Raw genomic sequence first — 12,272 nt, forward strand, 5'->3', positions numbered from 1 at the left:
TTCAGCGTCCTTCCTGGTCGAGGGCGGGGGCGGGAGCGTTGAGGTGCAGCAGGACTGCGAAGCGGGCGGCGAGGAACCCGGCCAGCGCGCCAAGTGCCAGCCCGAGGAGCACGTTGGCCACCACCGAGGTCACGGAGGTGGCGGGCCGGCCCATCGGCCCTCCCGCGCGCAGCAGCGACGTCTGCACGAGCATCGACAGGCTCACCACCAGGCCGCCGGCCGCGCCGGTGAGCTGGGGCAGCCAGCGGGCCGGCCAGCCGCGCCCGCGTCCGAGCCGGAGCAGCCCTTCGATCACCAGGGCCGCGGCGAGCAGGAACATCGGGATGCCCGAGGGCAACTGCGGCGGGACGTCCAGGAGGTTGTCGCGCAGCGGCAAGCGCACGTAGTCCGCGTAAACCCGCGCCGCCCACGGCGCGAACCACCAGAGGAACAGCTGCATGAGGCCGAGGACGACCGCGATGGACACGGCCACCCGCGAGCGGCGCAGCGTCATCGCGCCCATCAGGACGAAACAAACGGCGAAGAAGACGCTGCTCGCGAGCTGAGGGCTGACGGGCAGACCCAGCCTGTTGAAGGCGCTCGTGGTGAGGGGAGTGAACATGATCAGCACGGGGATGCTGGTGATGAGCCCGATCTGCCCCCACCGTCGTGCGCGGGCGGCGGCGAAGACGATGACGCTGCCGAGCATGGTCAGGCTGATGGAGATGAACAGGGCGACGTGGGGCGGGGAGTCCAGGACGGCGTCGAAGCCGTACAGGGAGTGCCACCACAGGTCGAGCAGGCCGTACAGCAGGAACAACGCGCCGCCGATCCCGGCGACGAGGTAACCCAGGGGCGCGGTGAACGTGCCGCCGAGAACCCGGACCGGGCTGCCGCCGACCGTGGGATCGGGCGGGTGCCCGGCCCGCTGCGCGGAGGTGGCGCGCAGCACCATCACCAGGCTGGCGACGCCGGCGACGGCGCTTCCTGAGTACAGCAGGAGGTGGGGCAGGGTGAAGAAGGTGTCCGGGCCGACGTCGACGTGCCATTGCACGTCCCAGTTGATGCCGACCAGCGACAACAGGGTGCCGGCCAGCACGGTGTACGCGCCGGCCGGGGCCGCCTGCCGGGACGTGGATGCGGGGACAGGGGCCATCAGGCTCATGCCTTTCGGGGGGATCAACGGGGGACGGTGAGCGGGAAGACGAGCCGGTCGTGGCGGCCGTCGCCGTCGACGGCGACGACGACCTGCCAGCGGCCCGGCATCATCAGCGGAAGGTCCGCCACGTGGTAACGGCCGTCCACGGTCCGCGCAGCGGGGTGGTCCGGTACCGCGTGACCTGCGGTGGGCAGCACCGCAGAGACCGTGACCACCGGTGGGGCCCCGCCGGTCGCCGCCGCGTCGCGCGGCACGAGCCGGACGTCGACAGCCGTGGTGCCGGTGACCGGCGTGGAGACCGTCAGTGTCACCGTCTCGCGGGCGGTGCCGCCGGTGAGCGTCGCCGCACCGGGCGGGGCATCCGAGGCGGGCTGCGCCGTGCCGGACCACGGCGCCCACAGGGCACGCACCGACAACGCGGTGAGCAGGGTTCCCGCCAGGAGCACCGCGGCGACCAGGAACCGCCGGCTCATGGCGTCTTATCCGCGGCGCCGGTGACGTGGAGCAGATACGGGACGGTCAGGATGGTGTTGCCGCGTTCGGCCTGGATCCAGACCCGGTAGTGGCCGGCCGCCGGGAAGGTGTAGACGAAGGAGACGTCGGGGCCGTAGGCGGCCACGGTCTCGTCGGCGGTGCTGTCGCCGTTGACGGAGGTCAGTCCGCTCATCCCGGGCATGCCCGCGTCCATGTCATGGGCGGATGAATGCGTCGCGTGCCCCGTGCCCGCCGGATCGCTCATCTCGTGAGGGCCGTCCGGCAACGCGCCCATGGAGTGGGAGTGGGCCCAGACCTGGGCACCCTGCGTCCCCGTCCCCGCCGCCGCCGTAGGAGAGAGCGGGCCGACGACGATCAGGTGCCCGATCATGCCGAGCCAGGGCTGCAGGGTCGCGGTGTCGCCCACGCGGGCGGTCAGCACGGCCGTCTCGCCCGCCACCAGCGAGGACGCCGTGAGCCGCACCTTTACGCCGGCCACCGTCCGCGGACCGGTGCCCACCTGGAGACCGCCCGGTTCCGTCCGCGCGGGCGCGGCCGATACCGCGTCGATGCCGGTGGCGGAGCGCAGCTGCTGGACGCCGCCGCCCCGGCGGGCGAACTCGGCGGAGAGCGCGTAATGGCCGGCCTCGGGCAGCGACAACGGGACCTCGTACACGCCGGTCCCGGTCCGCACCGGGTGCAGATGCCGCAACCGGCCCGAAGGGCTGACGACCAGCAGATGCAGCAGCGCCCCGTCGTGCACGACGATGTCGTCCAGGGGCAGGCCGGTGGCGGCGTCGGAGAGGACGAGCCGCAGATCAGCCACCTGTCCCGCTCGGTTGGTGGACGACGACAACAGCAGCGTGCCCGGCGGGCGGGAATAGTTGCTCACCTGCTGCTCCACGTGCGCATAGGGATCGGTGACGCCGTCGATGGTGGCGTCGACCTGCCCGCCCTGGGAAGGCGGCAGCGGCAGCCGGGACGACAGCAGCGCGCCGGTGACCGCCACGGCCAGGCAGGCGACCAGGGCGCCGCCCGGCACCAGCGTCCACCAGCCGCGGCGCGCGCGCACGGCGACCAGGACGGCGACCAGGACCAGCAGCCCGGCACCGCTGAACCCCAGGTACACCGCGGTCTCGGGCGGCGAGGTCACCTGCTTCGGCACGACGAAGGGGATCGTCGCGGTCCTCTTCTCGTCGCGCAGCGACAACTCCCACGGCCCGGCCCGGGTGACGTCCAGCACCGCGGAGTAGGTGCCGGGCCGGCTGCCCAAGGTGACCACGGCGGTGTCGACGGTCGTGCCCGACGCCGAGCCGGCGGACGCGGAGGCGGAGACGCCGGTGGGGACCACCGCCAGGTCGAGCCGGCCGGCGGCCGTGCCCGTGTGGGTGATCACGTCCACGTGCAGCGGCCCGGGCACGCCGGTGACGCGGCGCAGGATGACGGTCAGCTCCCGATCACCGAGCGTCTGGGCGACGTGCAGGTCCGCGCCGTCGGCGGAGTCCGCTTCGGCCACCGGGCCCAGGACGAGCAGCAGCGTCACGCCGCTCAGCAGGACGGCGAGCACGGCGCGGAGGCGGCGTGGCGGAGGAGCCGTGCTGTCGTGCCCCGTCATCGTGCGCGCTGCGGTGTCGTTCATCGTGCGGGCAGCCTAGGGATGCCCGCCTGCCGCTGTCGTCACGGTGTCAGGGGATGCGGGTCCCCCGGACGGGGGACCCACCTATGCTGCATGACCAGGCATTATGGGTGATCATGGTGGCCCGCCCACGTAGCCGCGGGCCGTTGCGGCGCAGGACGGGAGGGGTGCCGGTGTCCGGCAGCGAAGGGCGTGGCGGGCGCGGGGCAGGGCCGGTCCGCATCCGCGACGTCAGCGGGTCGCTGACCCGCCAGGCGATCATGATCGCCGCTGTCACCCTCGGGGTGGACGTCCTGGCCTTCGCCCTGTTCATGGGATACGGCCCCGCTCCGGCGGTGTGGAGTTGGGCCGTGCTGGCGGCGATCGTCGTGGTGGACGCGGCCCTGGCCGGCGCGCCGCGCCTGTCGGGCGTGGTGGCCGTCGCCCAGGCGGCCGTCATGGTGGCGGGCGCGGTCCTGTTCGCCCATGCCGGTCAGGCAGGGCCCGCCGAGCCCAGGCCGGTGCCCCTGCTGAACAGGGCGGGCATGCTCATCTCCGCCTACCGGGTCGGCGCCTGGCTGAACCGGGCGCCGGCGGTGGTGTCCCTGCTCTGCCTGACCGCGGGCGCGGTCATGCGGCCGATCCTCGGCGGGGCGCCCTTCGAGCAGGGACGGTTCCTGCTCAACGTCCTGGGCGATGCCCTGCTGCCCTGGCTCGTCGGGCGTTACACCACCGCGCGCCGCGCCTACATCGCCGAATTGGAGCAGCGCTCCGAGCGGGAACAGGCCGAAGCCCGGCAGGCGATGGCCGCGGCCATCGCCGAAGAGCGCAGCAACATCGCCCGCGACCTGCACGACGTGATCTCGCACCACGTCAGCGCGATCGGCATGCACGCGGGGGTGGCCCGGATGCGGGCCACCACGACGGCCGGCGCCCAGGACCTGACGGCATCGCTGACCGCCGTGGAGACCTCCAGCCGGGCCGCCATGCTGGACCTGCGACGCCTGCTGGATGTCCTGCACGGCAACCCGGCCGAGGAGGACAGCCAGCCCGGGCTGGACAACCTGCCCGAACTGCTCGACACCCTGTGCGCCGTGGGCCTGCGGGCGCGGGTGAGCGTCCACGGCGTTCCGTCCCGGCTGCCGGAGTCACTGGACATCGCCGCCTATCGGGTGGTGCAGGAGACGCTGGCCAACGCCCTGCGGCACGGCGCCGGCGGCGTCGCGGAGGTCGAACTGCGCTACGACCGCGCCGGGCTCACCGTGACCACCTCCAACCCCCTCGGCGCGAACGCCCCCGCCATCCGCGCCCGGCCGGACTCGCCTCACCGTGGCCTGCAGGGCATCCGCAACCGTGTCACCATGTTCGCGGGGTCGGCCAGTTACGGGCCCGCCCCCGACGGCAACACCTGGATCACCACCGTGACCTTCCCCTTGGACCCCTCGTGACCCTGCGCGTCCTGATCGCCGACGACCACGCCATGTTCCGCTCCGGCCTGCGCGCCGTCCTGGACACCCAGGCCGACCTGGTATGCGTGGGGGAGGCTGCCGACGGGCGGAGCGCGGTCGACGAAGTGTCGCGGCTGCGTCCCGACGTGGCGATCATCGACATCCGCATGCCGCGCCTGGACGGCCTGCGCGCCACGGAGGCGATACTCGCCGACCCCGCCAACACCACCAAGGTGATCCTGCTGACCACCTACGACCAGGACACCTACGTCCATCGTGCACTGCGGGCCGGAGCCGGCGGGTTTCTGCTCAAGAGCCTGCCGCCGGAGGAACTGATCGCAGCCATCCGGGTGGCCGCCCGCGGCGACACCCTCATCGACCCGTCGGTCACCCGGCGCCTCAGCGCCCGCCTCGCCGACGGCATCGCCCCGCCCCCCACCCCGACCGGCCTGGATCTTCTCACCACCCGGGAACGTGAGGTGTTGTTGCTGCTGGCCGAGGCCCACAGCAACGCCGAGATCGCCGACCGCCTCGGCATCGGCGACGAGACCGTCAAGACGCACGTGTCGCGCATCCTCGGCAAACTGCACCTGCGCGACCGGATCCACGCGGTCGCCTACGCCCACCTGCACGGCCTCGTCGGCCAGGCCTCCGCGCGGCCTCCGTCCGCCGGACGTCCGTGCGGCCCAGGCGGGTGAGCAGGTCCGCGCGGGTGGCGGGCAGCAGGTGGTAGCCCGCCAGGTCCAGCTCGTCGACGGCGGCCGCGCGAGTGCCGGCCCGTGCACATCGGCGACGGCGCGGTGGAGCGCGTGCGCCACCTGCGTGACCAGCGGGTCCAGCCGAGCCATGCCCCGCCCGCTGGGGCATGGCACTCGTTTTCACCGACACTCCAGGCCCAGTTGGTCACCAAATGGCTCTCAAACTGACTGACATCTGGCTCTCGGATTCACCTACATAGCCATCGGGCGCCGCGGACGGTGTTTTGCCGCTATGCAAAGGCTGATACACCTACCGAATAGAGCAGATCCCTTGCCCACTTCCGAGCATATTTTGTGGATGCGCGTTTCAGGGGCAGCGCTCCTTAACGGTGATGGTGACGGGGTCGGACAGAGTCTGCGTCCCGTCCGAAGCCGTCAACTGCGCCGTGTAGACGCCGATCGGCAGCGGCTCGAACTCTGCGGTGACCCAGCCGTTGAGCGTTGTCGAACCGTTGGGCCTGGTGTAGTTAGAGCCGGGGGGAATCGCGTCGGCATTGGTGACGACCGCACCGGGGGGCAGGTCCTCCAGCGTGACGTGAACGGTCGACGACCAGCTGCCGACGATGGCGGCTACGAAGTATGTCCAGTGGGAGTGGGGATGTTGGATGCAGATTTGATTTTCCCCCCAGAGGTCCCATGTGGCCGCCGACGCGGGTGGGCTGCCGGCCAAGGTGATGGCCAGTCCTGCCGTCAGGCCGAGCGCTGCCCTGGCGGCGCGGTGACTCTTTTTCACGGCTGCCTCCCTTGGTGCTTATGCCTAAAGTTCCCTTACTCGGCGATCATTGATCATTAAAGGACCCTTGACAAGAAAGTTTCTGCATTCTTATGAAATTTTCATCCTGAGGTGAAAGGGCTCGTTGCGATCTCGGCAAAGAGGGGCTGTTGGAGACCGGCAGGGTGCGAGTTGAGCAGGCCTTTTCTGCGGCTCGAGTCCACAGCCTTCGAGGGGCTCGCCGGCACCTCAGTGGCGGGCGTCCCATCGGCATGGGCTGTTCGCGGGGGGATCGGCTGTGCCGGGCTGCGCTGCCGTACGCAAAAGGCCCTCCGGAATCATCCCGGAGGGCCTTTGACCAGGTGCGCGGCCGACAGGAGTCGAACCCGTAACCTTCTGATCCGTAGTCAGATGCTCTATCCATTGAGCTACGGCCGCTTGTTGCTAGACCAGCATAGCGGGTCCTTGGGAGTGCCTCGAACCACATGCCGCAATCATGAGCTCGCCGATTCCACCTTGCGGGGCCACAGCGTGTAGCTGAGCGGCCAGAGTACGGCGATCAGCGGTATCTTGAACAGCCCTTCCATGAAAGCGACCAGGCCCTCCGTACGCGCCGGGTCGTCGACGAGCCACACCAGGCCGAGCAGCACGACGCAGGCGATCCCGTACGCCAGGACGATGCGCAGCCACAGCACCCATTCGTACCGGGCTCTCGCCATGCCCCCGGCGGGCGGTTTCCAGGGTGGGGGGCCGCCGGCGAAGCGGTGGTGGAAGGTGGCGTCGGCCCAGCGGATGGTGCGGTGGCCGAAGACGATGGAATAGGCGAGGTACGCCGCCGCCAGCCCGTGGCGGACGTCGCCCGTGGCGCCGCCGCGCATGTCGATGACGGCCGCCGCCAGGAGGATCACGTCCAGGAGAGGGACGGCGAGCAGGAGGGCGGTGCTCAGCGTGCGGCGATGCCAGAGGTAGCGGGAGGCCAGTCCGAGGGCCAGCAGGATCCAGAAGCCGATCTCGCAGCCGATGATGATGGCGACAATCACGTGTTCCAGTCTCCGGCCGGGGGCGGGCCGGCACATCGTCAGTGAAAACGAGACTGTGGATACATCGAAGGGTGTATCCACAGGCGGTCGCGCAGCAGGAGGGAACCGGGTCCGGAGGGTGGTGGGATGAGGACATGAAACGGGTGGCGTTGGGTGCCGGGCTCGCGTTCGCGACGGGGCTGGTGCTGATCGCGGGCGGGGCGCACTTCCAGCGTGGCCTGCCCGAATGGTGGCTCGCCGGGCCGCTGGCGTTGACCTGTGCCGCGGTTCTGGTGCGGCGGCGGGCGCCGCTGCTGTGCCTGGGGCTGGGGACGGCGGGGATCGCCCTCGACGTGGCGGTGGGTCCGTCGCTGGGCACCATTCTCGTCTTCACCGACAACCTGTACGCCGCGGCGCTCTACGGGCCGGCCAGGCTGGCCCGGTGGCTGCTCGGCGTCAGCTCGGTGCTGGCGGTGGTCGTGGGGGCGGTGACGGGGTTCGTCGAGGGTGACTGGCTCGTGCCGGCCGTCATGGGCATCCAGGCGGGGCTCGTGCTGGTGACTCCGGTCCTCACGGCGATGGTGCTGCGCGAGCAGCGGGATCGGGCGGCGGCCGAGCGGGAACGGGCCGAGCAGGTGGCGCGTCTGGCCGAGCTCGATCGGCAGGCGGCGGTGGCGGCCGAGCGCACCCGGATGGCTCGCGAGCTGCACGACATGATCGCCAACCATTTCAGCGCCATCGCCATCCAGTCCACGGCCGCGCTCTCGCGCAAGGACCTCGATCGGGCGACGGTGCAGAAGATCATGGAGTCCGTACGCGAGAACAGCCTGAAGGGCATGGCCGAGATGCGGGCGATGATCGGGCTGCTGCGACAGGAGGGCGATGAGGCGGAAGAGGCGACCCGGCCGCGGCTGGCCGACGCGGAGAGCCTGGTCGACAGGGCCAGGCGGGCGGGCATGGAGGCGGAGTTCCGGGTCGAGGGCGAGCCGCGCGAGATCCCTGCGGCCGTCGATCTGGCCGGCTACCGCATCCTGCAGGAGGCGCTGACCAACGCGCTCAAGCACGGCGACCTGCTGGTGGAGGTCGTCGTGTCCTACGGCCCCGAGCAGGTGTCGTTGACGGTCGTCAACGCGGTCCAGGGGAGCGACGCGCGGCTGCCGGGGGCCGGGGCGGGGCTGATCGGGATGCGGGAGCGGGCGTCCCTGGTCGAGGGCTCCTTCGAGGCGGGTCCTCGGGGAGACGGATGGCGGGTGGCCGCGGTGCTTCCCGCGGCTCCTGGTGAGAAGTCGTGAGAAGGGGTGACGTGGTGGAGGTGCGCGGGTGAGCATCAGGGTGCTGGTGGCCGACGATCACGCGGCGGTCAGGGCCGGGATCGTGCTGATCCTCGACGGTGTGGACGACATCGAGGTGGTCGGTGAGGCGGCCGACGGGGAGCAGGCCGTGGCGATGGCCCGGGAGTTGCGGCCGCATGTGGTGTTGATGGACGTACGCATGCCGAGGCTCGACGGCATCTCCGCCGCCAGGGAACTGTCGGGGGTGTGTGATGTGCTGATCCTGACGACGTTCGATGTGGACGACTACGTTTTCGGGGCGCTGCGGGCCGGGGCCGCCGGCTTCCTGTTGAAGAACACCGACGCCGACGCGCTGGTCGAGGCGGTCCGGCTGGTGGCGCGGGGCGACGGGCTCATCTCGCCCGGTGTCACGCGGAGGCTGATCGCCGCTTTCGCGGATCAGGCGCCGCGCAGGGAGCCGCGCCCCGGCCCGGAGATTCTGACGCCGCGGGAGCGGGAGGTGCTGGCCTGCGTCGGGCGGGGCCTGTCCAACGCCGAGATCGCCAGAGAGCTCGACATGGCGGAGGCCACGACGAAGACGCACGTCAGCCGGGTGCTCAACAAGCTGGGCCTCAAGAGTCGCGTGCAGGCGGCGATCTACTACTCGGAAGGGGCATAAGGCTGGCTGACCGGAAAGCCTCGTCGGGGAGGGACGATCGGGCGGGCGCCGGCGTCGCTTGTGCACGGAGCTGTATGCCTAGCCGGGGCCTGTTGGCCAATGTCAACCGGTTCCTCCTAGTCTGATCCCGACTAGGAGGTGAGCGTCAGTGAGCACGCCGGGTGATGAGGGGCCGGAGCAGCGGTGGGTGCCACCGCAGGGGCCTCCGTCCCAAGGGCCTCCCTCTCAAGGGCCGCCGCACGGACCACCGCACGGGGGTCCGCCCCAAGGCCCGCAAGGTCCGCACCAGGGACAACCGCCCTACCAGCACCTCCCGTACGGCCCGCCGCCCCCGTCGGGCGGCGCCTCCACCGGTGTGCTGGTCGCGTTCGTGTTCGTCGGCCTGACCGTCTACAGCCTCATCAACGCGGTGCTCGGGTTCGCCGTCTTCGTCGCCGCCATGGAAGCCGAGGGCAGCTCCACCCCTTACGTGATCGTCGGCGCGGCCGTGCTCGCCCTGGTCGGCCTGGGCGCGGGCATCGGGTTGTGCCTGGTCCGCGGCAAGGTCTGGGCGAGGGGCACCGGTCTCGGGTTGATGATCGGGTGGGCGCTCTGGTCGATCCTGACCGCCGGCCTCTGCACGGGGCTCAACCCCAGCTTGTACGGCTGAAGCATGCCCTACCACGAGATCTTCGTCGGCCTGGGCGTCCTGGTGGCCTCCGTGGTCTTCGTGCGGGAGGCGAGAAGGCGTGGGGCGCTCAGCGAGCAGTCGTTGATCGCTGTCGCCGGGGCTCTGGTGGGCGGCGCCATCGGGATGCGCCTGGCGGGCTGGCTGGAGACGCTCGACGCCAAGGACCTCTGGCTGTACGGCTCCCGCAGCATTCTCGGCGGCCTGACGGGCGCGTACGCGGGCGTCCTGGTGGCCAAGAAGCTCATCGGCTACAAGGAGCGCACCGGTGACCTGTTCGCCCCGGCCGTGGCGCTGGGGATGGCGGTCGGCCGGATCGGCTGCCATCTGACGGAGGCGCCGGGCAGGCCCACCGACCTGCCGTGGGGCGTGCACGCCCCGGCGACCACCCCCGAATGCCCCGGCTGCCTCACCGGCCAGGCGATGCATCCGTCGTTCGTCTACGAGATCGTCTTCCAGCTCGCCGCGTTCGCCGCGCTGCTCTGGGCCCGCGGACGGCTCACCCAGCCGGGGGAGTTGTTCACCCTCTACGTCGCCGCGTACGCCGTCTTCCGTTTCCTCGTCGAGTTCACCAGGGCCAACGAGACGGTCTGGCTGGATCTGACCAGGCCGCAGTGGTTCCTGATCCCGGGCGTGCTGCTGCTCGCCCTCAGGCTCGGGTACGGCTGGCGGCGCGGCTACTACGTTTCCCTCTTCAACCGGAAGGTCCTGTCGTGAGCACAGGGATGGGGTTGCGGGGCGACCGCATTCTCAGGTACGTCAACGCGTTCTGCCCGAGGTGCCATGGCCGGGACCTCGACCGGGTGGAGCGGCTGAGCGGCTATCTGGCCGAGCGTGACGGCAAGGTCTGGCTGGAACGCGGATGCCGAGAACACGGATATATCCGGACTTTGTACGACGAAGACCCAGAAATCCTGGCGTACCTGGAGGAATGGACCGCCCCCACCAAGCAGCACATGCCGGATATGTCGGGGAACTTCCTCCCGATCCCCGAGGCCTACCTCCACGGACTCCCCGAGATGCAGACCCAGCACACCTGCATCCTCCTCGAGGACATCGCCGAAGCCTGCAACCTGCGCTGCCCCACCTGCTTCGCCGACAGCTCGCCCGACCTGACCGGCATCGTCCCCGTCTCCGACATCCTCGCGAACGTCGACCAGCGCCTCCAGCGCGAGAACGGCAAGCTCGACGTCCTCATGCTGAGCGGCGGCGAGCCGACCCTCCACCCCGAGCTCGGCACCCTCCTGGCCGAGCTGGCGGACCGCCCGGTCACCCGCATCCTGATCAACACCAACGGCGTCCTCATCGCCAGGGACGACGCCCTGCTCGACCTGCTCACCGAGCACAGGGAGCGGGTCGAGGTCTACCTCCAGTACGACGGCTCCGCCGAGGCCTCGAAACACCACAGGGGCGGCGACCTCACCCGCATCAAGGCCCAGGCCGTGCAGCGCCTGTCCGGACGCGAGATCTTCACCACCCTCGTCATGACCGCCGCGCTCGGCGTCAACGACGGTGAGATCGGCGACGTCGTACGCCTCGCCCTCGACACCCCGTACGTCGGAGGCGTGTCACTCCAGCCCCAGTTCGGCTCCGGCAGGTCGGGCACCATCGACCCGGAGGACCGCCTCACGCACACGGGCGTGCTGAGCCGCCTGGGCCCGCAGACCGGCGGCCTGGTCACCTGGCGCGACCTGACCGCGCTGCCCTGTTCCCACCCGCACTGCTGCTCGGTCGGCTACCTCATCCGCGACGACGCCCGCGAGTGGCGCTCGCTGACGGCGCTGATCGGCCACGACCGGCTCAAGGAGAACCTCGGCCTGGTCTCCAACCGCATCGCCGACTCGGAGATCCCGCGCGAGCTGCGGCTGGCCGTACAGGAGTCCCTGCTCGGGCTGCTGTCGGAGCAGTCGTCGCTCTCGCACCCCCAGATCGGCGACCTGTGGCGCAACATCTGCGAGAACTGCGACCTCGGCGTCTCCACCCTCCTCACCCTGGCGTCGTCGGCCCTGCCGGGCCGGCGGAAGAAGCTGCGCAGGATGATGGGGGAGCGGATCGTGCGCATCACCGTCAAACCGTTCATGGACATCTCGACCATGATCGAGGAGCGGCTCACACAGTGCTGCGTGCACGTGGGGACGCGCGCCGAGCAGGACCAGTGCGCGCCGTTCTGCGCCGTGCAGGCCTGGCCGCAGCTCTCCCGGCAGCGGTTGTCCGCGGTGGCCGCGCGGCCCCGCGCCCCGTTCGAGGTGGTGTTGTGAACAAGGAGCCGTACGATCCGCTCCGGTTGTGCGTGTACGCGACCGTCGCGCTGCTGGCCTGGCTGCTCGGGCCGTGGGCGGTGCTGGCGTTCGCGGTCCTGGGGTTCGCCGGTTACTGGAGGGCGCGGCGAGCCGGGCTGACCCGGAGCAAGTGCCTGCTCAGGGACACCCGGCTCGTGCTGGCCTACCTCGCCCTCATCGGCCTGGCGGCGATCGCGGCGATCGTCCTCTGA

Annotated in this window: 13 protein-coding genes and 1 tRNA gene; 8 read left to right on the forward strand and 6 right to left on the reverse strand. The window is 70.8% G+C overall.

Annotated elements, in window-relative coordinates:
* Position 1: 1 nt before the first annotated feature.
* Genes ABGB14_RS23680 through ABGB14_RS23690 form a run of 3 tightly spaced genes read right to left on the reverse strand, consistent with a single transcriptional unit; the run spans position 2 to position 3,251 of the window.
* Positions 2–1,162, reverse strand: a complete 1,161-nt coding sequence (locus ABGB14_RS23680) for a hypothetical protein (RefSeq protein ID WP_347646003.1) — start codon at positions 1,160–1,162, stop codon at positions 2–4.
* Complete coding sequence (locus tag ABGB14_RS23685; protein WP_347646004.1) at positions 1,159–1,611, reverse strand: hypothetical protein; 453 nt, start codon at positions 1,609–1,611, stop codon at positions 1,159–1,161. Before ABGB14_RS23685 ends, ABGB14_RS23680 begins: the two co-directional genes overlap by 4 nt.
* Positions 1,608–3,251, reverse strand: coding sequence for a hypothetical protein (locus ABGB14_RS23690; RefSeq protein ID WP_347646005.1), 1,644 nt, complete (start codon positions 3,249–3,251; stop codon positions 1,608–1,610). The genes ABGB14_RS23685 and ABGB14_RS23690 overlap by 4 nt, the downstream gene beginning before the upstream one ends.
* Positions 3,252–3,334: 83 nt before the next feature.
* On the opposite strand from ABGB14_RS23690, the gene ABGB14_RS23695 reads away from it, so the two are divergent.
* Both ABGB14_RS23695 and ABGB14_RS23700 read left to right on the forward strand, forming a co-directional pair.
* Positions 3,335–4,675: a histidine kinase gene (locus tag ABGB14_RS23695; protein WP_347646006.1), complete on the forward strand. Its 1,341-nt coding sequence runs from the start codon at positions 3,335–3,337 to the stop codon at positions 4,673–4,675.
* Entirely contained in the window at positions 4,672–5,373 is a 702-nt protein-coding gene (locus ABGB14_RS23700; protein WP_347646007.1) for a response regulator transcription factor, read from the forward strand. The genes ABGB14_RS23695 and ABGB14_RS23700 overlap by 4 nt, the downstream gene beginning before the upstream one ends.
* Before the next feature lie 367 nt (positions 5,374–5,740).
* Here ABGB14_RS23700 and ABGB14_RS23705 read toward each other — a convergent pair whose 3' ends face one another.
* From ABGB14_RS23705 to ABGB14_RS23715, 3 genes are all read right to left on the reverse strand, one after another.
* The gene (locus ABGB14_RS23705) at positions 5,741–6,166 is read right to left on the reverse strand and encodes a DUF5980 family protein (protein WP_347646008.1); all 426 of its coding nucleotides are present in this window, start codon (positions 6,164–6,166) and stop codon (positions 5,741–5,743) included.
* A gap of 344 nt (positions 6,167–6,510) precedes the next feature.
* A tRNA-Arg gene (locus tag ABGB14_RS23710) sits at positions 6,511–6,583 on the reverse strand.
* 56 nt (positions 6,584–6,639) lie between these two features.
* The gene (locus ABGB14_RS23715) at positions 6,640–7,185 is read right to left on the reverse strand and encodes a hypothetical protein (RefSeq protein WP_347646009.1); all 546 of its coding nucleotides are present in this window, start codon (positions 7,183–7,185) and stop codon (positions 6,640–6,642) included.
* A gap of 134 nt (positions 7,186–7,319) precedes the next feature.
* Between ABGB14_RS23715 and ABGB14_RS23720 the strand changes: the two genes are divergently transcribed.
* The 6 genes from ABGB14_RS23720 to ABGB14_RS23745 all read left to right on the forward strand — a co-directional run bounded on the left by ABGB14_RS23720 (position 7,320) and on the right by ABGB14_RS23745 (position 12,272).
* Entirely contained in the window at positions 7,320–8,456 is a 1,137-nt protein-coding gene (locus tag ABGB14_RS23720) for a histidine kinase (protein ID WP_347646010.1), read from the forward strand.
* Positions 8,457–8,484: 28 nt separating this feature from the next.
* Complete coding sequence (locus tag ABGB14_RS23725; protein WP_347646011.1) at positions 8,485–9,114, forward strand: response regulator transcription factor; 630 nt, start codon at positions 8,485–8,487, stop codon at positions 9,112–9,114.
* A gap of 355 nt (positions 9,115–9,469) precedes the next feature.
* Positions 9,470–9,763, forward strand: coding sequence for a hypothetical protein (locus ABGB14_RS23730; RefSeq protein ID WP_347646012.1), 294 nt, complete (start codon positions 9,470–9,472; stop codon positions 9,761–9,763).
* Positions 9,764–9,766: 3 nt separating this feature from the next.
* Complete coding sequence (locus tag ABGB14_RS23735; protein WP_347646013.1) at positions 9,767–10,498, forward strand: prolipoprotein diacylglyceryl transferase family protein; 732 nt, start codon at positions 9,767–9,769, stop codon at positions 10,496–10,498.
* Positions 10,495–12,039, forward strand: coding sequence for a radical SAM protein (locus ABGB14_RS23740; RefSeq protein ID WP_347646014.1), 1,545 nt, complete (start codon positions 10,495–10,497; stop codon positions 12,037–12,039). Before ABGB14_RS23735 ends, ABGB14_RS23740 begins: the two co-directional genes overlap by 4 nt.
* Complete coding sequence (locus tag ABGB14_RS23745) at positions 12,036–12,272, forward strand: hypothetical protein (RefSeq protein WP_347646015.1); 237 nt, start codon at positions 12,036–12,038, stop codon at positions 12,270–12,272. Before ABGB14_RS23740 ends, ABGB14_RS23745 begins: the two co-directional genes overlap by 4 nt.

This window comes from Nonomuraea sp. B10E15, assembly GCF_039871615.1.
Classification (GTDB): domain Bacteria; phylum Actinomycetota; class Actinomycetes; order Streptosporangiales; family Streptosporangiaceae; genus Nonomuraea.

Bases quoted from the DNA above. Each gene is read 5' to 3' on its own strand.
- ABGB14_RS23720 (WP_347646010.1), top strand. From the start codon at position 7,320: ATGAAACGGGTGGCGTTGGGTGCCGGGCTCGCGTTCGCGACGGGGCTG.
- ABGB14_RS23690 (WP_347646005.1), bottom strand. From the start codon at position 3,251: ATGAACGACACCGCAGCGCGCACGATGACGGGGCACGACAGCACGGCT.
- ABGB14_RS23735 (WP_347646013.1), top strand. From the start codon at position 9,767: ATGCCCTACCACGAGATCTTCGTCGGCCTGGGCGTCCTGGTGGCCTCC.
- ABGB14_RS23685 (WP_347646004.1), bottom strand. From the start codon at position 1,611: ATGAGCCGGCGGTTCCTGGTCGCCGCGGTGCTCCTGGCGGGAACCCTG.
- ABGB14_RS23695 (WP_347646006.1), top strand. From the start codon at position 3,335: ATGCTGCATGACCAGGCATTATGGGTGATCATGGTGGCCCGCCCACGT.